The sequence below is a fragment of the Thioalkalivibrio sp. ALJT genome, from assembly GCF_000381825.1.
GTDB lineage: Bacteria > Pseudomonadota > Gammaproteobacteria > Ectothiorhodospirales > Ectothiorhodospiraceae > Thioalkalivibrio.
The window spans coordinates 55,398-75,895 of the sequence record NZ_KB907127.1 but is presented as its reverse complement, the minus strand read 5'-3'; the positions used below and the strand labels follow the sequence as shown (position 1 = coordinate 75,895).

Sequence of the window (20,498 nt, the reverse complement as noted above, 5' to 3'; positions counted from 1 at the left end):
GCTTTCCTCCACGTAGTCGTGCAGGCAGCAGGAATGTCCGGGATTGGCTTTGCGGCCCGGTTCTTCCAAACTGCCGCCATGATCCCGACTGCCTCCCTGCATCCATGAAGCTCCTGTGTGTGGGCGACATCCACCTGGGCCGCCAGCCCTCGCGCATCCCGCCCGCGGTGGATGACGCGGTCGGCATTGCCGCACTCGGCCCCGCCGCGGCCTGGCGGCGCAGCATCGACTACGCGCTGGAACAGCCGGTCGACGCCGTCCTGCTGGCCGGCGACGTGGTGGAACAGGAGGATGACTTCTTCGAGGCCTACCGCGACCTGCGCGCAGGCGTTGAACGCCTGACCGCTGCCGGCATCCGCGTACTCGGGGTCGCCGGCAACCATGATGTCCAGGTCCTCCCGCGCCTCGCAAAGGCCCTGCCGGCGTTCGAGCTGCTGGGCGCCGGTGGTCAGTGGGAGACCCGTGAGCTTCAGGGCCGCGAGGGCGGCCGCGCGCGCATCGCCGGCTGGTCATTCCCGCAGGCCCGCGTCAGCGAAAGCCCGCTGGAATCCGGCTTTCCCGAGCCCGTCGACTGCCCCACCCTCGGTCTGCTGCACTGCGATCGCGACCAGGCGCGCAGCCCGCACGCACCGGTGCGCAGCAGCGCACTGGAGGCGGCCCCGGTAGAGGCGTGGCTGCTCGGCCACATTCATCGCCCCGATGCCCTCGCCGCGCCGCGCCCGATGGGCTACCTCGGCTCCCTGACCGGCATGGACCCGGGCGAGCCCGGGCGCCACGGCCCCTGGCAGCTGGAACTGGCCGCGAACGGCGCGCTCGCCATCCAGCAGGTCCCGCTGGCACCGCTGTACTGGGACACCCTGGAGATCCCGGTCGACGGCCTGGACGCCACGGACATCCATCACCGTGTGACCGAGGCCCTGGAACGCCTGCACGCCGAAATCGAGCAGTGGCCGCAGCGCCCGCTGGCGGTCGGCTGCCGGCTGCGATTCACCGGCCGCAGCGACCAGCGCCCGGCACTGGAACGCGTCCTGCGTGCGGACGATCCGCGCGCCACGGTGCAGACCCTGGGCGATCGCCTGTACTTCGTCCACGACTGGCGCCTGGAGGCCCAGCCGGCCGTGGACCTCGAGGCGCTGGCCACGGGGAATGACCCGGCCGCCCTGCTCGCACGCAAGCTTCTGCTACTGCAAGGGGCGGACAGCGAAGCGCGCCGCGCCCTGCTGGACGCCGCGCGCGAGCCCCTCGCCGAGGTGACCCGCGCCCCGCACTACCGCGCCCTGGGACGCGAGGCCCCGGATGACACCGCACTCGCGGCGACTCTGGAGGCCGCGGCTCTGCACGCGCTGGACCGCCTGCTGCTGCAACGCGAGGGCGACCAGTGAAGCTGGACTCTCTCGACATCCAGCGCCTCCCCGGCATCCATCCGGGCTTCCGACTGGAGGCCCTGGGGCCGGGCGTGAACGTCGTGGTCGGCCCCAATGCCTCGGGCAAGTCCAGCCTGCTGCGCGGTCTGCGCGCCGCCCTCTATCCGCAGGAACAGCGCAACAGGGGCGTGCAGGTCGCGGCCCGCTTCAGCGACGCACAGGGCCGGCTCGAGGCGCAACGCGTCGGTACCGACCTGTACTGGCTGCGCGACGGCCAGCGCGGCGACCCGCCGCTGCTGCCGGATTATCGCTTCATCGACTGTTACACCCTGCACATCGAGGACCTGCTGGCCGCGGACCACGCGACCGAACGGGCGATCGGCGACTGGCTGGCGCGCGAACTGGCCGGCGGCTACGACCTCCCGGCCCTGCGCGCGGACCCCGCCCTGGCCCTGAAGACCACCCATGCCCGCAGTGAGGCACAGGCTCTGGCTACCGCCGAGCAGGAGCTGCGCCAGCGCACGCGCGAACAGCGCGCGCTACAGGACGACGAACAGCGCCTCGCCGAACTGGAGACGCAGCGCCAGGACGCGCAGCGGGCCAGCGACGCGGCGGCCCAGTACGAACGCGCCCTGGACCTGCTAAAGGCCCGCCGCGAACGCCAGTCCCTGGAGACCCGGCTGGCAGCCTTCCCGGAGGGGCTGGCCTGGCTGCGCGGCGACGAACTGGACAGCCTGGAACAGCTGCGGGAGACGCTGCGCCGCCTCGACCACGAGCGCCGGCAGGCCCAAGCCCGGCTCGATACGGCCCGTGACCAGCTGGACACCAGCGGGCTATCCGAAAGCCCCCTGGAGGCCGCCGCGTTCGACGACCCGCGCGCCCGCGTACGCGAGCTGCAGGGACTGGAGAGCCGCGCCGAGCAGGCCGCACGCGAGCTGCAGGCCGCCCGTGCGGCCGTCGCCTCGGCAGCTGACGCGCTGGGCGCCGACCCGGCTGCCGTCCCGACGCTGGACCCGACCTCGGTCCACGCGACGGAACAGGCCCTCGAGACCCAGCGCCAGCTGCAGGCCGCAATCCGCCGCCGCGAGGACGAACTGGCCGGCCTGCCCGCGCTCGACCCCGACCGACCCGACCCGGAGGCACTGCGCCGCGCACGGGACGAACTACTGCACTGGCTCGGCGCCCCACGGCCGCCGGCGAACTCCGTCCTGCACCGAGTAGCGCGGATCACGGCCCTGGCCGCAGCTGCGGCGGCCATCGGGAGTGCGGCCCTGTGGGTCCACTGGGGCTTCCTCGTCCTGGCGCTCCCCGTGGCCTGGTCGGGCTGGATACTCGCACGACCGAACCACGACACCGTCCCGCGCCAGGCGGCCGAGGCGCGCTACCGCGATACCGGCATCGAGCCACCCCCGGCCTGGACGCCGGAGGCGGTGCGTGAACGCCTGGAGGCCGTGGAACGGGAACTGCGCGCGGCCGAGGCCGACCGTCACGCGGCCGAACGCCGCACCCGGCTGGAGCGTGAACTGGAGGAGAAGCACGCCGCGCTGGCAGCTGCTCGGGAACAACTGCGCCAGACGGCCGCGGCGGTCGGCTTCGACCCCGAGTGTCTGGATACCTCGTTGCAGCGCTGGATCCACCTGAGCGCGGAACTGGACCGCGCCCGCCTCGACGAGGCCACGGCCCGGGGCGAGCAGAAGCCACTGACGGCCCGTATGGACGAACTGCGCACGGCCCTGGTGCGGTTCTTGGATGCATACGCGGCCGCCCCGGAGGACGCGCAGCCCACAGCCGACGTCCTGGCGCAGCGTCTGGAACGGCTAGCCCGCCGCCTGCAGGACCGGGACGAGGCACGTCGCGAACAGCACGCGGCGCGGCGTGAGCTTGAGCGCCTGGAGGTCGAGGCCGACACCACGCGCTCGCGCGTCACCGAACTGTACGCCCGGGCCGGGCTGGAAGCGGATGACGAAGCGGGACTGCGCGAACACCTACGGCTGCGGCCGGAATGGCAGGGCCTGCAGGATGAGCTGCGCGACGTCCGCGCCCGCGAAGGCGACCGCAGCCGTCACCTCGAGGCACAACCGGACCTGCTGGCGCTGGTCGATCAGGACGCCGAGGCGGCGCTGCGCGAAGCGCTGGCCGAATGCGAACACCAGGCACAGCAGCGCGACGAGCTCACCCGCGAGATCACCCGCATCGAGACCGAGATCGACCGCGCCGGACGGGATCGCGCACTGGAGACCGCGCGCGCCCGGTGGGCCCAGGCCCGCGACGCCCTGGACGCGCGTCTGGACGAGGCCCTGTTCGCCACCGCGGGCCAGTTTCTGCTGGACCAGGTCACCACCGAGCACGAAGAGACCGCACAGCCCGCTGCCCTGCGCCGGGCGCGTGACTGGTTTCAGCGTTTTACGCGGCATCAGTACGAGCTGCTGTTCAGCTCCGGCGCGACGGCCACCCCATTCGCCGCGCGCGAGACCGCCACGGGCGACACCCGCGGCCTGTCCGAACTCTCCAGCGGCACCCGCATGCAGCTCGTGCTGGCCGTGCGCATCGCCTTCGCGCTGGAGGCCGAGCGCGGGCGCACGCCCCTGCCCCTGTTCCTCGACGAGGCCCTGGGCACCGCCGACCCGGAGCGCTTCCGCGCGGTCGCCGAAAGCCTGCAGCTACTGGCACAGGAGGATGACCGCCAGGTCTTCTATCTCACGGCCCAGCCCGAGGATGCGCGCTACTGGTCCGCCCGGGATGCCACGGTGCGGATCATCGACCTGCCGGCCGTGCGCGGCGCCCAGCACGCCATCACCGATGCCGGCGATCTGGCCCTGCCCGAGCGCCAAACGATCCCGGCCGCGGGCGACGCCCACCCCGAGGACTACGCCACCACGCTCGGCGTGCCGCCGATCGACCCGTGGCAGGATGCGGCTCGGATCCACCCGTTCCATCTGCTGCGCGACGACCTCGACGCCCTGCACCGCCTGCTCACCCTGGGGGTGGACAGCGTCGGCACGCTGGAGACCGTCCTGCGCGGGCCCGATGCCGAACTCCTGGGGGACCCGGCACAGCGCGAGCGATTTGCGGCCCGGGTCGAGGGCGCGCGCGCCTTGCTGCGCGCCTGGCGCCAGGGCCGCGGGCGCCCGGTGGACCGCGCCGCGCTGGAGGCCTCCGGCGTGATCAGCGATACCTTTATCGAAGCGGTGAGTGAGCTGGCCACACAGGTGGACGGAGACGCCGAGGCCCTGATCCGGGAACTGGAACAGGGCGCGGTCAAGCGCTTCCAGAGCGCGACCCGCGAACGCCTGGAGGCATGGCTCGGCGAGCACGGCTACATCGACCCGGAACCGACCAACAGCGACACCACCCTCGAGCACCGGGTGATCACCACACTACAACCCTTCAGCCCCTCCCAGGACGCCGCGACCCGCGACGGCCAGGCCCTGGCGCGGAGTCTGCAGGCGGGGCTGCGCTCGAACTGAGTCCGCGGGCGGGGATCAGGCGCGGGCGCGCCCGGACAGGAAGGCGTCGACGCGGTCCAGGTCTTCGGGGGTATCGACGCCGGGCGGATGGGCCTCGGCACGGCGGCCGACCTGGATCCACGCGCCCATGTCGAGGGCACGCAGCTGCTCCAGCTGCTCCAGTTGTTCCAGCGGGGCCGGCGGCTCGGCGCTCATGCGCCGCAGGAAGCCGGCGCGGTAGGCGTACAGCCCCAGATGGCGGGTCGCCTGATCCAGCGCCGAGGCGCGCCCGGCGCGGTGGGCCTCGCGATCCCAGGGGATCGGGGCACGGGAGAAATACAGGGCCCGGCCGTTGCGGTCCGTCACCAGCTTGACCTGATTGGGATCGGCCAGGTCCTGTGCGCAGCGGATAGGCACGCCGAGGGTGGCCATGTCCGCCTGCGGGGTCTGTGCCAGCAGGGCCGCCAGGTCATCCAGCAACGGCCCCGGGGTCAGCGGCTCGTCGCCCTGCAGGTTGACCACGATGGACTCGTCCCCCCAGCCCTCGGCGGCCGCGACCGCGGCGATGCGGTCGGTGCCCGAGGGCAGCGCGGGGTCGGTCAGGAAGGCCTCGGCCCCGCACTGGCGCGCGACCGCGAGGATGCGCTCGTCATCCCCGGCCACGATCACGCGGCGCGCGGCGCTCTCCTGCGCGCGGCTGATCACATGCGCGATCAGCGGGCGCCCGGCAACCGCCGCCAGCGGCTTGTCCGGCAGCCGGCTGGAGGCCATGCGTGCCGGGATCACCACGACGAAGCCCGTCATGCGGACGCTCAGGCCGCGCGCCAGCGTTCCTTCTCGTCCTCGGAGAGCGCGCGGGCCTCGTCCTCCAGCATGACCGGGATGTCGTCGCGGATCGGATAGGCGAGCCCGGCGGAGACCGAGATCAGCTCCTGGTTCTCGCGGTCATACTTCAGCGGACCCTTGGTGACCGGGCAGACCAGAATATCGAGCAGACGCTTGTCCATGCATTACCCCAGGTGTTTGAGCCGACTGACGGTCTCCAGACGCGCGAGCAGCGCCGGCTCGAAAGTGGTTGGCAACCGGGCCGCGATCGGCCAGTACCAGTGATTGTCCTGCGCAAACGACCGGCATTTTACGGCATCCTTCTCGGTCATCAGAACCGGCCGCTCGTCGTCGAAGCGGATCTCTCGTGGCCGGAAGCGATGATGGTCCGGAAACGGATGTCGAATGATACCGATCCCGGCCGCCTCCAGGGTGCGAAAAAAACGCTCCGGGTCCGCGATCCCGGCGACGGCATGGGCATCGCGGCGCGCAAACCGATCCGGCTTGCGCGCCTCCTCGGCCCCGTCCACCCGCAGCAGGCGGCTGGCCGGCACCAGTTCCATCGGGACTTCGCCGGGACCGGCTTCGCCACCGGTGACCACCACGAAATCGGCCCGCTCGCGGGCACGTCTGGGCTCGCGCAACGGCCCCGCCGGGAGGCAGAGCCCGTTGCCGAAGCGACGCTTGCCATCGACCATCAGGATGGTGATATCGCGCGGCAGGCGATGGTGCTGCATGCCGTCGTCGGCGATCACCACATCCACTCCCTGCTCGGTGAGGGCCCGCGCCCCGCGAACCCGGTCGCGGTCCACCTGCACCGGGACCCCGGTACGCCGCGCGATCAACACGGGTTCATCGCCCACCATCATCGGATCGGAAGCGGGGGTTACCGCAATCCCGGCGCCACCCCCGCGCCCACCGTAGCCCCGGCTGACAATGCCCGGCCGGTACCCGGCCGCGCTCAGGCGCCGGGCCAGCCACACCGTCATCGGCGTCTTGCCACTGCCGCCCAGGGTGAGGTTGCCGACCACGATCACCGCCCGGGCCGGGATGGTGATTTCGCGCCGCCACCGCTCCTGACGCTGACGATTCCACTCGGCCAGACCGGCATAGACCAGTGACAGCGGAAACATCGCCGCCGCGAACGGCCCGCGCTGGCTCCAGTGATCCCACAACCGGGCACCCAGCCATGCCTGTAGCGAGCCCATGGCTACCAGTCCCAGACCTGCTGCAGCACCGCCTCGAAATTCGCATCCACCTGGCGCCGTTCATCCCAGAAGCGCCGGCGCGCGGCATCCCCCTGCTGGCGCCGCGCCGCCGGATCATCACGCAGTGCCTGCCACGCCGCCAGTACCGCGGCCGGCTCGCCCAGCACCGGACAGGGAACCTCCGCAGCCGGTGGCGCGCCCAGGCTGACCGCCGCCCCGCCGGCCAGGCCCTGCCACAGGGCCTGGCGATCCGGCGTGGCCAGGTGCACCGCATGCGCGGCACTGGCCGCGGCTGCGAACCAGCGCCGGTCGTCCAGGTGCAGAATGGTCCCCGGTGGCAATGCCGAACGATCCCAGGCCGAGACCACCCGATCGGCCCCGGGCAACGGGACGGCGTCCTTCCCCTCACGCAGGCTCGCCAGCAGGATGTCGGTCTCGCCCCGTCCGGAGGCCTCCCAGGCCGCCCGCCAGGCCGGCCACTGCGCCGGCGTGCCATGCCACCACCACAGGCGCTCCACCCCGCCCCCGACCAGCGAGCGCAGCACGACATCGGCCTGCGCCTCGACGAACCGGGCCTGGGGGTCGGCCGGGTCCAGCGCCTGCGCCCGGGCAGCAGCCGGCCAGGCCGCCGCCGCGGCGGGGTCCACGGGCCAGTGACTGCTTACCCGGCTCATCTCCACGCTCGCCGGAGCGGTATTGACCGCGATCACCGGCGCCTCGGTCTCCTGCAACAGATTGACCGGGGCCTGCCCCCCGGCCAGCAGAATGCCGTGGGGCTGAAAGCGTCGCAGCACCCGGCGCACCACCCGCGGCCGGTCGCAGGGACCGTAGCCCACCCCGACCTTGCGAAACGGCTGCATGTGGCGCTGGAAGAGTTCCGGGTAATCCTGCTCGAAGGTCAGGACGATGCGCACATCCTGGCGCTTGTCGCGCACCGCCCCCAGCAGCTCGATCCCCAGGCGCACATCCTCGGGACTGGCACCGGCCTTGATCCAGATCAGTCGCCCGCGGTCGGCGGGCGGGGTCAGGAACCCGCGGCGAGCACGCGCCCGGGCGCCCTCGCCATGGCGATAGTCGCGCCAGGTCGCATGCCAGACCGAAAGGGGCCGACGCCCGTAACCGGCGGCATCACCCGGCATCCCCTGCCTCCTCGCGGAACTGCAGGCGATGCAGATGGGTGTATACGCCGCCACGGGCGATCAGTTCCTCGTGCCGCCCGCTCTCCACAATGCGGCCACTGTCCATCACCAGGATACGGTCAGCACCCTCGACCGTGGACAGACGATGGGCAATCACCAGCGTGGTGCGCGTGCTCACCAGCGCATCCAGCGCGGCCTGTACCTGACGCTCGGATTCGTTGTCCAGGGCCGAGGTGGCCTCGTCCAGGATCAGGATCGGGGCATCCCGCAGCAGGGCGCGGGCAATTGCCAGGCGCTGACGCTGACCGCCAGAGAGACGGGTACCATTTTCCCCTACCAGGGTCTGCATCCCGTCCGGCAGGTGCTCGATGAATTCCAGCGCATGCGCCGCGCGTGCCGCCTCGCGGATCTCCGCCTCGGTCGCCTCCGGGCGGCCATAGGCGATGTTGGCGGCCACGGTATCCGCGAACAGGGTGACGTTCTGGCCGACATAGGCAATCTGCCGGCGCAGGTCGCGCAGGCGGATGGTCTCGAGGTCGTGACCATCCAGCTGAATGCGGCCCTCGGTGGGCTGATAGAAGCGCGGCAGCAGATTGACCAGCGTGGTCTTGCCGCTGCCCGAGCGCCCGACCAGGGCCACGTTCTCACCCGGTTTCACCTCGAAGGAGATGGCCTTCAGTACGTCCGGTCCATCCTCGCTGTAACGGAACGCGACGTCCTCGAACGTCAGCCGGCCCTCCGCGCGTTCCAGTGGCAGGTGCCCGCTGTCACGCTCGGGGATCTCGTCCAGCACCGCGAAGATGCTCTGTCCCGCGGCGATACCCCGCTGCAGGGTCGCGTTGATCATCGACAGCCGGCGGATCGGGCTCAACAGCAGCAGCATCGCCGTCAGGAAGGAGACGAAGGTCCCCGCAGTCACGGTGTCCTCGCCGAAATCGGAGGTCGCGACCCAGATCACGAAGGCCAGCACCGTTGCCACCAGGAACTGGATGGTCGGCGTATACGCCGCCTTGATGCCCTCCATGCGCATATGCAGGCGCCGGTTGCGCTCGTTGATGTCCTCGAAGCGCCCGCGCTCGTAGGTCTCGCCACCAAAGATGCGCACCACCCGGTGCCCCTCGATCACCTCCTGGGTCACATGGGTCACATCGCCCATGTTGTACTGCAGGCGGTGCGAAATGCGGCGAAAGTGCCTGGTGACCACGCGCACCAGCACGGCCATCACCGGTGCGATGATCAGGATGGTCAGGGTGAGGCTCGGTGTCAGCCAGAACATCCAGGCCAGCAGCGCGATGATTGTCAGGGTGTCGCGCACCAGGGTGCTGAAGCCATCGGTGGCGGCCGTGGCCACCTGCTCCACGTTGTAGGTGACCCGCGAGATCAGCTCGCCACTGCTCTGCTCCTGAAAGCGCTGCACCGGCATGTGCAGCAGGCGCTCGAACAGCTCTTCACGCAGGCGTTTCACCACCTGCCGGCCGACATAGCGCATCGCATAAACGGACCCGAACTCGGCGATGCCGCGGACCAGGAACAGGCCAATCAGTGCCAGCGGAATCCACGCCACCAGCGGATGCCCCTCGCCCTCGGCGAAGGACTCGTCCATCAGTGGCTTCATCAATGCCGCGAACCCGGCCTCGGTCGCCGCCATGCCCAGCATCGCCACGGTCGCGATCGCCAGCAGCGGCCAGTAAACAAAGGCATAGCTCAGCAGACGGCGATAGACCGTCCAGCCGGACTCGAAATGCGGCGCGTGATGTTCGTTAGTCGGCATCGGCACCCTGACCCAGGGTCGCGATGGAGACCGAGGTAATGCCCAGGCGGCCCACCACGTCGAGGGCACGCACCACCGACTGGTGGCTTGCGTTGGCATCGGCACGGATCAGCACCGGGTCATCCTCCCGATCTTCCAGCACCTCGGCGAGCACTCGCTCCAGCGTCTCCGCGCGACGGTTCACCAGCTCCTGCCCGTTAACGAAGTAGTGGCCATTGGCATCCACGATGATATCGATCCATGCACGCTCCACGGCCTCGGCCTCGCGGTCGGCCGCGGGCAGGGTGAGCTCGATGTCCGCGTGCTGGTCGAAGGTGGTCGAGACCATGAAGAAGATCAGCAGCAGGAAGACGACATCGATCAACGGCGTCAGGTTGACGCCCGGCTCCTCCTGTCGTCGCGGGGTCCGGAAATTCACGCCCTGGCCTCGCCCTCGGCCGTTCCGGCCGCACGCTCGCCGTGGATCACCTCGACCAGCTTGGTGGCCTCCTGCTCCATCTCCAGCACCAGCTCGTCGATATGCCCGCGGAAATAGCGGTGGAAGGCCAGCGCCGGGATCGCCACGCCGATGCCGGCGGCGGTGGTGATCAAGGCCTGGGAGATGCCCCCGGCCAGATCGCGCGGGCTGCCAACCCCGATCTCGGTGATCACGGTAAAGACCTCGATCATCCCGACCACGGTGCCAAGCAGGCCCAGCAACGGGGTAATCATCGCAATGGTGCCCAGCGTGTTCATGTAGCGCTCGAGATCATGGGCGACCCGGCGCCCGGCTTCCTCGATACTCTCCCGGGTGATCTGGCGCGCCCGGTCATGGGTGACGAGACCGGCCGCCAGGATCGCACCCAGCGGGGAACCCGCGCGCAGGCGCTGGATATCGTCGAGCTTGAGCCCATGGATGCGCATCTGCTCCCACACTGTGGTCAGCAGACGCGGCGGGGCCACGCGCGACCGGCGCAGCGTCCACAGGCGTTCCAGCACAATGGCGACGGCCAGTACGGAACACAGCAGGATCGGCAACATCAGCCAGCCGCCCGCTTGTACGATCTCCAGCATAATTCCCCTCGGGTAGCGTATCGATGCGCGTCAGCCGCGCCGGAACACCGCCATGGATTCCACGTGCGCGGTATGCGGGAACATGTCCATGATCCCGGCCCGCTCCAGGCGATAGCCATGATGATGCACCAGGCGCTCGGCGTCACGGGCGAGCGTGGCCGGGTTGCAGGACACATAGACCATGCGCTCGATGCGCTGCGGCGCCAGCGCCTCGATCACCGCGGCCGCACCGGTGCGCGGCGGGTCCAGCAACACGCGGTCATAGCGCCCGGCGAGCCAACCGGCGCTCTTCAGGGCCTCGACGTCGTCCAGGTCGGCGCGTTCGTAGCGGGTGTTCGCAATGCCCTGGTCGCGGGCATTGTCGCGCGCCCGTGCCAGCATCGCGTCGTCCACCTCGACGCCGACCACCTCGCCATCGCGCACCGTACGCGCCAGCGGCAGGGTGAAGTTGCCCAGTCCGCAGAACAGGTCCAGCACCCGCTGGCCCGGCTCCAGGTCCAGCGCGGCCAGCGCCTGCGGGACCATCTTGCGGTTGATCCCGGCATGCACCTGGATGAAGTCCGTCGGCATGAACGGGACCGATACGGCGTACTCCGGGTGGCGATAGACCAGCGGCTCGATCGGACCGGCCAGCGGTTCCACCGTCTCCGGGCCGCTAGGCTGCAGATACACCTGGATGCCCTCGGCCTCCGCCCAGGCGGACAGGCGTGCGCTGTCTGCCTCGGACAGCGGATCGAGGTTGCGGAAGATCAGCGCCACGCGCTCGTCATCATCCACCGCCACCTCGATCTGCGGCAGGCGGTCGCGCGCCTCAAGACCGCCAATCAGCTCGCGCAGCGCCCGGATGCGTTTACCGACGGCCGGGTGCAGTACCTCGCAGTGGTCCATCTCGGCCAGATACGGGCTGCCGCGCTCGCGGAATCCGACCAGCACCCCGCCCTTCTTGGGCACGTACTTCGCCCCCAGCCGCGCGGTGCGCCGATAGCCGAGGGTGGTGTCGGTCAGCGGCTCGAAGCGGGCCTCGGCAGTCACGTGGCCGATACGCTCCAGGGCATCGAACAGGGCCTGCTCCTTGATCGCACGCTGCGTCTCGATCGACGCATGCTGCAGCTTGCAGCCACCGCACAGGCCGAAGAACTCGCAGGGCGGCTCGACCCGGCCCGCGGCCGGCTCCAGCACTTCGACCACCTCGGCGGAATCGAAACGGCGCTTGCGCCCGGTCTGCACGGCCCGCACCCGCTCGCCCTTCAGCGCCCCGTGGATGAAGCAGGCCTTGCCATCGCGGCGGATCACGCCCTGGCCATCCAGCGTGACCTCCTCGATGGTGGCCTCGAACGGGGTCTTGTCGATGCGTGCCATCAGTCGGTGCGTCCGGCCGCCTGCCAGGCGTCAAGGAATTCGCGGTGGTGTGCGGCGCCGGTGCCGCCCAGGTACTCGGCCAGTTGCTGCTGGCGACTGGCCAGGGCCGCGTCCGTCAGATGGCCGCGCATGTATTCGAACCGCAGCCAGACCAGATAGGTGTTCAGGACGTCATGCTCCACATAGTCGTGGATCTCGCGGGCGCGACCGTCGCGCCAGGCGGGCCAGACCCTGGAGCCATCCATGCCCAGCTTGCCGGGACCACCCAGCAGGCTGGCCATCGTGTCGAGGCTGGTCACCGCGCGCCCCTGAAACCCCGCCAGCACGTCCATCAGGTCCACATGGCGCCAGTGGAAGCGCGACAGGTAATTGTTATAGCGAAACTCGCGGTCGTCATCGCCCTGCTCCCAGTAGCGCGGGGCCTGCACGCCGTTGACCAGCGCGCGGTAGTGCAGCACCGGCAGGTCAAAGCCGCCGCCGTTCCAGCTGACCAGCTGCGGCGTGCGCTTGTCGATCACGTCGAAGAACTGACGCAGCAGCTCGGCCTCGGTCGGCACCTGACCGTCCTCGCTCTCGCGCCCGAAGGCGGAGAGCTTCAGCGCGTCACCCCCCTGGTAGAGCACGCCGATGGAGACGATGCGGTGCAGCGGGTGTTTCAGGAACTCCGTCCCCGCCTGCGCACGCCGCAGCGCGAACAGCGCCTCGGCCACCTCGTGATCGCTCAGGTCCTCGAAGTCGTGCAGGCGCCGGGCGCCGTCGATATCCGGGACGGTCTCGAGATCGAAGATCAGGATCGGGGCGCTCATGACGGGAACACGCCGGTGGAGATGTAGCGGTCGCCGCGGTCACAGATGATCGCGACGAAGGTCCCGCCCTCCGTCGCGGCCGCAAGCTTCAGGGCCGCGGCCACGGAACCCCCGGAGGAGACCCCGGCGAAGATGCCCTCCTCGGCGGCCAGCCGGCGCATGGTGTCCTCCGCTTCTTCCTGGGTCACATCCACGGTCTGATCGACCCGTGCGGCCTCGAAGATCGTCGGCAGATAGGCCTCCGGCCAGCGCCGGATGCCGGGGATGGATGCCCCCTCGGTGGGCTGCACGCCGACGATCTGCACATCGGGGTCGCGCTCCTTCAGATAGCGCGACACGCCCATGATGGTGCCGGTGGTCCCCATCGCGGAAACAAAATGGGTCACCGTGCCCTCGGTGTCGCGCCAGATCTCCGGGCCGGTGCCGATGTAGTGCGCGTCCGGGTTGTCCGGGTTGCCGAACTGGTTCAGCACCCGGCCCTTGCCCTCGGCCTCCATCTGATCGGCCAGATCCCGCGCACCCTCCATGCTCTCCTCGCGCGAGACCAGCACCAGCTCGGCGCCAAAGGCCTTCATCGAGGCGCGACGCTCGGCAGACATGTTGTCCGGCATCACCAGGACCATGCGATAGCCCTTCATTGCCGCGACCATCGCCAGCGCGATGCCGGTATTGCCGCTGGTTGCCTCGATCAGGGTATCGCCGGGCTGGATGTCGCCGCGGCGCTCGGCCGCCTGGATCATGTTCAGCGCGGGCCGGTCCTTGACCGAACCGGCGGGATTATTGCCCTCGAGCTTCACCAGCACGGTGGACGGCAGGTCCGCCGCCATGCGCTGCAGATGCACCAGCGGCGTGTTGCCGACGAACTGCTCAAGGGTCGGGAAGGATTCAGGGTGCAGGCGTTTCTTCATGCGCGCAGAGTATAACGACCGGGCCCGCCCCTGCCCACGACGGCACGCGCGCGACCCTCACTCGAACCCGACAGACCCTCAACGTGCACACCCCGCGCGCCGCCCGCTGCAAGGCGCGGAATCGCATGGTCCATCCGACCACGGCCTGGCGGGCCAGAGATCAACATGCCACCCGCTGCGCAGTGCATCAGGAAGCGTCACCGGCGGCCTTCCAGGCCGCGAGGGCCTGGCGCGCAACGCCGCCAGGGAAGCCACGGCTGGCGAGGTGGCGCAAGCAGCGGGCCTCGTCCTCACGGGTCTCGGGGAGCTGGCGGAAGTGGCGTTCCATCTGACCGCGGGCCTGGTCGATCCAGTCGACCTCCAGGGCGTCGATCGCGGTGTTGACGGTATCGCTGCCGATACCGTTGTGGGCCAGTTCGGCGCGGATACGCTGTTCGCCGTAGCCCTGTTCGGTGCGGTGGCGGGCAATGAAGTCCGCGTAGCGGGTGTCGCTCAGATAGTCGAGCTCGCGCGCGCGCTCGAGTGCGGCATCCACTGCATCGCGCTCGAAACCACGCTCGGCCAGTTTCCGCGCGAGTTCCGGCGCGGAATGCTCACGCCGCACCAGCAGCCGGAGTCCGGCCTCCAGTGCGGCGTCCGGATCGGCCGGATCAGCCTTTCTCCTCGACCGGGGCATCGACCGGCTCGTCCTCCTCCCCGGACTTGTTGCGTTTCGGCAGCAGACGTTCGCGCAGAATCTTCTCGACTTCCTCGGCGATATGCGGATTGTCCTTCAGGTACTGACGGGCATTTTCCTTGCCCTGGCCAATGCGCTCGCCGTTGTAGCTGTACCAGGCCCCGGCCTTGTCGATCAGGCCTTCCTTCACGCCCATCTCGATGATCTCGCCCACCCTTGAGATCCCCTGGCCGTAGAGGATCTCGAAATAGGCCTCCTTGAACGGCGGCGCCATCTTGTTCTTCACCACCTTCACGCGGGTCTCGTTGCCGATCACCTCGTCGCCCTTCTTGATCGCGCCGATGCGGCGGATGTCCATGCGCACGGAGGAGTAGAACTTGAGCGCGTTGCCGCCGGTGGTGGTCTCGGGGCTGCCGAACATCACGCCGATCTTCATGCGGATCTGGTTGATGAAGATCACCAGGGTGTTGGAGCGCTTGATGTTGGCGGTCAGCTTGCGCAGCGCCTGCGACATGAGACGCGCCTGCAGGCCAACGTGGGAGTCGCCCATCTCGCCCTCGATCTCGGCCTTCGGCGTCAGCGCGGCCACGGAGTCGACAATCACCACGTCCACCGCGCCGGAGCGCACCAGCATGTCGGCGATCTCCAGCGCCTGCTCGCCGGTATCCGGCTGCGAGACCAGCAGGTCATCCACATTCACGCCCAGCTTCTCGGCGTAGGTCGGGTCCAGCGCATGCTCGGCATCCACGAACGCGGCGGTGCCGCCCAGCTTCTGCGCCTCGGCCACCACCTGCAGGGTCAGGGTCGTCTTGCCCGAGGACTCCGGGCCGTAGATCTCGACCACGCGCCCGCGCGGTACACCGCCGATACCCAGCGCGATATCCAGCGCCAGGGAGCCCGTGGAGATGGCCGGCACATCCACCGCCTGCTGATCGCCCATGCGCATCACCGCGCCCTTACCGAATTGGCGTTCGATCTGCCCCAGTGCGGCGGTCAGGGCCTTCTTGCGATTCTCGTCCACGGTATGCCTCCCGATGCTTGCAGCGATGGTTTCCGACCCGTTTCCCCGGGGCAGATACGGGGTCGCAGTATCCCACAGGGCGGGGGGCGACCCAACCCGCTGGATGGCCCATGATGCGGCCCGTGGCCCGGCCGATCGCCCGGTCCGGAACTGTGGAAAGCCCGACCACTCAGTGTTTCACGCGCAATTCGCTCGGGGAGACGCTGATTGAATCGCGCGTCCGCGCTCGAGTCGCTTTTGCGTGCGTTTAATGCGCGGTGACGGCCGTGCAGTCATTCTGCTACAGGTGAACCGCAACGCCGTTCCCGCGCCCGTTTTTGATCAGCAACGGGCGGCCGAGCCCCTGCTTTCAATGGCTTGTGGGGTTGGTGCCCCCCCCGATTCTGAATGAATATGGCCCGAGCCTGCGTTGCGCCCCGAATCCATCAGAAACGGGCGGGCAGAACCACTAATCGCTGCACGACGCGTCTTGTCTCGGAACGCGTGTCTCCGGAAACTGGGGGGGGGGCGCCAACGCGGACGTGCGATTAAATCAGCGTCTCCCTCAGCGCGTGGAAGATCGACTGCAAACGGACGCCATGGCGGTCGCCGTCAAACTGACAGGTCTGAACCCGGGCCGGGCCACCACGCGTCTGCCAGCCAAAGCAGACCGTGCCCACCGGCTTCATGGGTGTTCCGCCACCCGGCCCGGCAATCCCGGTCACTGCCACCGCGTGATCCGCTTCGCAACGCGCCAGGGCGCCTGCGACCATCGCCCGGGCCACGGCCTCGCTCACGGCACCGTGTTCCGCGATCAGTGCAGGCGAAACCCCAACCATCGCCGTCTTGGCCGCATTGGAGTACGTAACCCAGCCGCACTCGAACCACTGCGAACTGCCGGGGACATCCGTCACAACCTTCGCAATACCCCCGCCGGTACAGGACTCAACGGTACACAGGCGCTCGCCCCGCCCCAGCAGCCGTTCACCCAGCGCATGGGCCAGGGCCGGCAGACCAGTCGCATCCGCGGCGCGCCGCGTACTGCCTTCCGGGGCCGCCCTCATATCGCGCTCACTCCTCGGCCTCGAACGCTACGGCCACTCGCCAGCCGTCCTCGCGGCCCGGCCCGAGCGGCTCGCATCGCACCACCCGGCCACGGCGTTCCAGCCCGTCCAGGCGATGGTCCGGGCTGGGCACCGAAACACTCAATCCCATGCGTTCGCCGCACTCGCGCGATGCCACGAAGGCACAACCCGTGGCTGACAGGTCCTCCAGCTGCACCACCATGGATTCGCCATCTGCGCGCCAGGTCACCCGCGCCTCGGTTGTCACCCGCATGCGCCGGTGATCGCGCCGATCCTCTTCCCCGATCATCCCCTTCGCCTCCCTGGAACCTGCCAGATGCACACTCCCGAGTGTGGCACAAAGGCCGGCACGCCCCCACCGGACGCAAGGGCCCGGTTCCCGGGGCCGAGCCTGGTGACGCACCCCGGGCACCACCCGCCACCAGGTCCGCACCCATGATACCGTGCGCGCCACACCCCCGAGTATTGGACAACTGTCTAACTGAAACCCAATCTCCTCAGACAAACGCATCCAAGTGACTGATAATAAAGCTATTTCTGCCCACACCCCGATGATGCAGCAATACCTCGGTATCAAGGCCGAGTACCCGGATACGCTGCTGCTCTACCGCATGGGCGATTTCTACGAATTGTTCTACGACGATGCCGAGCGCGCTGCGGCATTGCTCGACATCACCCTGACCCGGCGCGGTGAATCGGCCGGCCAGCCGATCCCCATGGCGGGGATCCCGGTGCACACCCAGGAAAGCTACCTCGCACGCCTGCTGAAACTGGGCGAGAGCGTGGCGATCTGCGAACAAACCGGTGCGGTGGGCGCGCAGAAGGGCCCGGTCAAGCGCGAAGTCGTGCGGATCGTCACCCCCGGCACGGTCACCGAGGAGGCCCTGCTGGAGGCCCGCAACATCAACCGCCTGGTCGCGGTATGCCCTGCCGGCTCGGCCGCCATCAAGGGCCGCAAGAATGGTTACGGGATCGCCAGCCTGGAATTCGCCAGCGGCCAGTTTCGCCTGCTCGAGGTGGCGGACACCACCGAACTTGCCGCCGAGCTCGCACGGCTGGACCCGGTCGAATGCCTGATACCGGACCAGGCCGCCGCCATTCCCGGGATCGAGGCGTTCGCCCCGCAACGCCACGCCGACTGGCACTTCGACGGCGTCACCGCCCGCCGCGTACTTACCGACCACTTCGGCACCCGTGACCTGGCCGGTTTCGGCTGCGAGGGCCTCGACCTGGGTATTGCCGCAGCCGGCGCGCTGCTGGCCTATGTGCAGAGCCGCTATCGCGGCGATCTGGCCCACATTACCGGCCTCGCGCACGAGCTGCGCAGCCAGATGCTGGTACTGGACCCGGCCACTCGCCGCAATCTGGAACTGACCCGCACCCTGGGCGGCGAACGTCATGGCTCGCTGCTGGCCCTGCTGGACACCACCCGCTCGGCAATGGGGTCGCGACGCCTGCTGCAATGGTTGCACCAGCCACTGCGGGATCGCGCGCTGATCCGCGAACGCCAGACCGCGATCACCGCCCTGCTGGAGGCAGACGCCAGTGGCCCCCTGCGCGTGGCCCTGGCCGGCAGTGCGGACGTCGAACGCATCCTGTCGCGGATCGTCCTCGGCAGCGCCCGCCCGCGTGACCTCACCGCCCTGCTCGCGAGCCTCGAGCGCCTGCCGCCCCTGCACCAGATCCTGACCCCGCTTGCCACCAGCGCCGCTTCCCTTCAGGTCCTGCATCAGACACTGACCCCGGAGGATCCGCTCAGCGCGACCCTGGCCGCCGCACTGGTCGAAGAACCACCGCTGCGGGTCAGCGACGGCGGCATGATCCGCGCCGGCTTCGACGCCGAACTCGACCGCCTGCGCGCCCTGGAACATGACGCCGACACCTTCCTGCGCGAGATCGAGGCGCGCGAGCGCGAGGCCACCGGCATCCCCACACTGAAGGTGGCCTACAACCGCGTGCACGGCTACTACATCGAGGTCTCGCGCACGCGCTCGGCCGAGCTGCCCGGGCGCTTTATGCGCCGCCAGACGCTGAAGAATGCCGAACGCTATACCACCGAGGAACTCAAGCGCTTTGAAGACGAGATCCTCTCCGCCCGCGAGCAGGCCATGGCGCGCGAACGCGCACTGTTCGATGGCCTGATTGGCGAACTCCAGGGCCGCGCCCCGCGTCTGCGGGCGATCGCAGACGCACTCGCCGAGCTCGATGCCCTGGCCTGCCTGGCCGAGCGGGCCGAACGACTCGACTGGCACTGCCCGGAACTGGTGGAGAACCCCGGCATCCACATCGAGCAGGGTCGCCACCCCGTCGTGGAAAATGGCCTGGACACGCCGTTCGTCGCCAACGACACCGAACTCGATCCGGAGGCGCGTCGCCTTTTGGTCATTACCGGCCCCAATATGGGCGGCAAATCCACCTACATGCGCCAGACCGCGCTGATCGTACTGCTCGCCTGCATGGGCAGCTTCGTGCCGGCCACGCGGGCGCAGATCGGGCCGGTGGACCGCATCTTCACCCGCATCGGGGCCTCCGACGATCTCACCTCCGGGCGCTCCACCTTCATGGTGGAAATGACCGAGGCCGCCAACATCCTGCACAACGCGGGTCCCGAGAGCCTGGTATTGATGGACGAGATCGGCCGCGGGACCAGTACCTTTGACGGGCTGGCGCTGGCACTGGCCTGCGCCGAACGCCTGGCGCGCCACAACCGCGCACTGACCCTGTTCGCTACCCACTACTTCGAGCTGACCACCCTGGCCGAGCGCGAACCGGCCGTCGCCAACGTGCATACCGATGCGATGGAACACGAGCACAGCATCGTGTTCCTCCATCAGGTATGCGAAGGCCCGGCGAATCAGAGTTACGGCCTGCAAGTGGCCCAGCTGGCCGGAGTGCCGGCCGACGTGCTGAAGCTGGCGCGCAGCCACCTGCGCGAACTGGAAGACCGCGCAGCCGCCAGCGACTCGCCCCAGCTCGGCCTGTTCACCGCGCCCGCAAACAACGCCGTCGCCGACCCCCCGCCCGCGCCGGCCGGCCCGACCCCGGAAGAACGCGCCCTGAAGACATTGTTCGACACCCTGGACCCGGACGCGATGTCCCCACGCGAGGCCCTGGACGCGCTCTACCGGATGAAGGAGACCCTGCGCCACCCGGATTGAGCCGGACATTGCGATGGCCGGACCGCACGGAATGTGGCCAGGGTTCACCCGGGATTCCCGACAGCGGTGGGCGAGGCGTTACAATGCGAGCGTTTACCGCCGGCGGGTCATGGACCGCAACGCCGCGCCTGCGACCGCATCACCTGGATGTCCGGTCAACCGACTGAATTCAAAGGGAGAAAAGCATGGCGTTCATCGTTCTCGAGAACTGCATCAAGTGCAAGTACACCGATTGCGTCGAGGTCTGCCCGGTCGACTGCTTTCATGAAGGCCCGAACTTCCTGGTCATTGATCCCGACGAATGCATCGACTGCACCCTGTGCGAACCGGAATGCCCGGCCGAGGCCATCGTCCCGGAAGATGACGTCCCCGAGGATCAGCTGCAGTTCATCGAACTGAACGCCGAACTCTCCCGCACCTGGCCGGTGATCACCGCGCGCAAGGACCCGCTGGAAGACGCGGAAGAATGGGACGGCGTGGAAGGAAAACTCCAGCACTTGGAGCGCTGACCCCGACACGGTCGGCTGTACGCGCCATGACGCACAACCGACCGTGCGCGGATATCCCCGAACCACCATCGCCGAGTACCGAACCCGGGAGTCTGTCGGATTCGGGACAGATTCGGCGGCGCGTGCGGGCCAGCAGACGCGCCGGCCGGGGCACCGCGTACAGGCGCCCGTGCCCCCTGCTGCCGGCAAAC

Annotated in this window: 18 protein-coding genes; 4 read left to right on the top strand and 14 right to left on the bottom strand. The window is 69.2% G+C overall.

All coding sequences use genetic code 11. The features are described from left to right. Window positions 1–104: 104 nt before the first annotated feature. Together G332_RS0109035 and G332_RS0109030 are read left to right on the top strand one after the other, a co-directional pair. Entirely contained in the window at window positions 105–1,382 is a 1,278-nt protein-coding gene (locus G332_RS0109035) for a metallophosphoesterase (RefSeq protein WP_019626672.1), read from the top strand. Further along, window positions 1,379–4,831 (top strand): AAA family ATPase, encoded by a 3,453-nt coding sequence (locus G332_RS0109030; RefSeq protein ID WP_019626671.1) that lies wholly within the window; start codon window positions 1,379–1,381, stop codon window positions 4,829–4,831. The genes G332_RS0109035 and G332_RS0109030 overlap by 4 nt, the downstream gene beginning before the upstream one ends. A 15-nt stretch (window positions 4,832–4,846) precedes the next feature. Here G332_RS0109030 and kdsB read toward each other — a convergent pair whose 3' ends face one another. The 14 genes from kdsB to G332_RS0108960 form a co-directional block, all read right to left on the bottom strand. After that, on the bottom strand, window positions 4,847–5,614 hold the full coding sequence (gene kdsB, locus G332_RS0109025; protein ID WP_019626670.1) for a 3-deoxy-manno-octulosonate cytidylyltransferase: 768 nt from the start codon (window positions 5,612–5,614) through the stop codon (window positions 4,847–4,849). A gap of 8 nt (window positions 5,615–5,622) precedes the next feature. Beyond that, window positions 5,623–5,817, bottom strand: coding sequence for a Trm112 family protein (locus G332_RS0109020; protein ID WP_017942319.1), 195 nt, complete (start codon window positions 5,815–5,817; stop codon window positions 5,623–5,625). A 3-nt stretch (window positions 5,818–5,820) separates the two neighbouring features. Continuing rightward, window positions 5,821–6,843 (bottom strand): tetraacyldisaccharide 4'-kinase, encoded by a 1,023-nt coding sequence (lpxK, locus tag G332_RS0109015; RefSeq protein WP_026340741.1) that lies wholly within the window; start codon window positions 6,841–6,843, stop codon window positions 5,821–5,823. A 2-nt stretch (window positions 6,844–6,845) separates the two neighbouring features. After that, window positions 6,846–7,982: a glycosyltransferase N-terminal domain-containing protein gene (locus G332_RS0109010; RefSeq protein ID WP_020722875.1), complete on the bottom strand. Its 1,137-nt coding sequence runs from the start codon at window positions 7,980–7,982 to the stop codon at window positions 6,846–6,848. Further along, the gene (msbA, locus tag G332_RS0109005) at window positions 7,972–9,753 is read right to left on the bottom strand and encodes a lipid A export permease/ATP-binding protein MsbA (protein WP_019626668.1); all 1,782 of its coding nucleotides are present in this window, start codon (window positions 9,751–9,753) and stop codon (window positions 7,972–7,974) included. Before msbA ends, G332_RS0109010 begins: the two co-directional genes overlap by 11 nt. Further along, window positions 9,743–10,171 (bottom strand): biopolymer transporter ExbD, encoded by a 429-nt coding sequence (locus G332_RS0109000; RefSeq protein WP_019626667.1) that lies wholly within the window; start codon window positions 10,169–10,171, stop codon window positions 9,743–9,745. The genes msbA and G332_RS0109000 overlap by 11 nt, the downstream gene beginning before the upstream one ends. Beyond that, window positions 10,168–10,806: a MotA/TolQ/ExbB proton channel family protein gene (locus tag G332_RS0108995; RefSeq protein WP_019626666.1), complete on the bottom strand. Its 639-nt coding sequence runs from the start codon at window positions 10,804–10,806 to the stop codon at window positions 10,168–10,170. The genes G332_RS0109000 and G332_RS0108995 overlap by 4 nt, the downstream gene beginning before the upstream one ends. A gap of 30 nt (window positions 10,807–10,836) precedes the next feature. Then, window positions 10,837–12,165 carry a 23S rRNA (uracil(1939)-C(5))-methyltransferase RlmD gene (gene rlmD / locus G332_RS0108990; protein ID WP_019626665.1) on the bottom strand — a complete coding sequence of 443 codons (1,329 nt, stop codon included), beginning with the start codon at window positions 12,163–12,165 and terminating at the stop codon, window positions 10,837–10,839. Further along, window positions 12,165–12,971 (bottom strand): 3'-5' exonuclease, encoded by an 807-nt coding sequence (locus G332_RS0108985; protein ID WP_019626664.1) that lies wholly within the window; start codon window positions 12,969–12,971, stop codon window positions 12,165–12,167. The genes rlmD and G332_RS0108985 overlap by 1 nt, the downstream gene beginning before the upstream one ends. Further along, the gene (gene cysM / locus G332_RS0108980) at window positions 12,968–13,879 is read right to left on the bottom strand and encodes a cysteine synthase CysM (protein ID WP_019626663.1); all 912 of its coding nucleotides are present in this window, start codon (window positions 13,877–13,879) and stop codon (window positions 12,968–12,970) included. Before cysM ends, G332_RS0108985 begins: the two co-directional genes overlap by 4 nt. A gap of 187 nt (window positions 13,880–14,066) precedes the next feature. Beyond that, on the bottom strand, window positions 14,067–14,555 hold the full coding sequence (locus G332_RS0108975; RefSeq protein ID WP_019626662.1) for a regulatory protein RecX: 489 nt from the start codon (window positions 14,553–14,555) through the stop codon (window positions 14,067–14,069). Next, on the bottom strand, window positions 14,530–15,576 hold the full coding sequence (recA, locus tag G332_RS0108970) for a recombinase RecA (RefSeq protein WP_019626661.1): 1,047 nt from the start codon (window positions 15,574–15,576) through the stop codon (window positions 14,530–14,532). The genes G332_RS0108975 and recA overlap by 26 nt, the downstream gene beginning before the upstream one ends. Window positions 15,577–16,103: 527 nt before the next feature. Beyond that, entirely contained in the window at window positions 16,104–16,619 is a 516-nt protein-coding gene (locus tag G332_RS0108965; protein WP_019626660.1) for a CinA family protein, read from the bottom strand. A 7-nt stretch (window positions 16,620–16,626) separates the two neighbouring features. Beyond that, complete coding sequence (locus G332_RS0108960) at window positions 16,627–16,929, bottom strand: PilZ domain-containing protein (RefSeq protein ID WP_019626659.1); 303 nt, start codon at window positions 16,927–16,929, stop codon at window positions 16,627–16,629. 265 nt (window positions 16,930–17,194) lie between these two features. Here G332_RS0108960 and mutS point away from each other — a divergent pair, with 265 nt between their 5' ends. Next, window positions 17,195–19,798, top strand: a complete 2,604-nt coding sequence (gene mutS, locus G332_RS0108955; RefSeq protein ID WP_026340740.1) for a DNA mismatch repair protein MutS — start codon at window positions 17,195–17,197, stop codon at window positions 19,796–19,798. Window positions 19,799–19,983: 185 nt separating this feature from the next. Next, window positions 19,984–20,307, top strand: coding sequence for a ferredoxin FdxA (gene fdxA / locus G332_RS0108950; RefSeq protein ID WP_019626657.1), 324 nt, complete (start codon window positions 19,984–19,986; stop codon window positions 20,305–20,307). Window positions 20,308–20,498 lie beyond the last annotated feature (191 nt).

Bases quoted from the DNA above. Each gene is read 5' to 3' on its own strand.
- cysM (WP_019626663.1), bottom strand. From the start codon at position 13,879: ATGAAGAAACGCCTGCACCCTGAATCCTTCCCGACCCTTGAGCAGTTC.
- msbA (WP_019626668.1), bottom strand. From the start codon at position 9,753: ATGCCGACTAACGAACATCACGCGCCGCATTTCGAGTCCGGCTGGACG.
- kdsB (WP_019626670.1), bottom strand. From the start codon at position 5,614: ATGACGGGCTTCGTCGTGGTGATCCCGGCACGCATGGCCTCCAGCCGG.
- G332_RS0109020 (WP_017942319.1), bottom strand. From the start codon at position 5,817: ATGGACAAGCGTCTGCTCGATATTCTGGTCTGCCCGGTCACCAAGGGT.
- G332_RS0109010 (WP_020722875.1), bottom strand. From the start codon at position 7,982: ATGCCGGGTGATGCCGCCGGTTACGGGCGTCGGCCCCTTTCGGTCTGG.
- G332_RS0108965 (WP_019626660.1), bottom strand. From the start codon at position 16,619: ATGAGGGCGGCCCCGGAAGGCAGTACGCGGCGCGCCGCGGATGCGACT.
- G332_RS0108985 (WP_019626664.1), bottom strand. From the start codon at position 12,971: ATGAGCGCCCCGATCCTGATCTTCGATCTCGAGACCGTCCCGGATATC.
- rlmD (WP_019626665.1), bottom strand. From the start codon at position 12,165: ATGGCACGCATCGACAAGACCCCGTTCGAGGCCACCATCGAGGAGGTC.
- lpxK (WP_026340741.1), bottom strand. From the start codon at position 6,843: ATGGGCTCGCTACAGGCATGGCTGGGTGCCCGGTTGTGGGATCACTGG.
- G332_RS0108975 (WP_019626662.1), bottom strand. From the start codon at position 14,555: ATGCCCCGGTCGAGGAGAAAGGCTGATCCGGCCGATCCGGACGCCGCA.
- G332_RS0109035 (WP_019626672.1), top strand. From the start codon at position 105: ATGAAGCTCCTGTGTGTGGGCGACATCCACCTGGGCCGCCAGCCCTCG.
- G332_RS0108995 (WP_019626666.1), bottom strand. From the start codon at position 10,806: ATGCTGGAGATCGTACAAGCGGGCGGCTGGCTGATGTTGCCGATCCTG.
- fdxA (WP_019626657.1), top strand. From the start codon at position 19,984: ATGGCGTTCATCGTTCTCGAGAACTGCATCAAGTGCAAGTACACCGAT.
- G332_RS0108960 (WP_019626659.1), bottom strand. From the start codon at position 16,929: ATGATCGGGGAAGAGGATCGGCGCGATCACCGGCGCATGCGGGTGACA.
- mutS (WP_026340740.1), top strand. From the start codon at position 17,195: ATGCAGCAATACCTCGGTATCAAGGCCGAGTACCCGGATACGCTGCTG.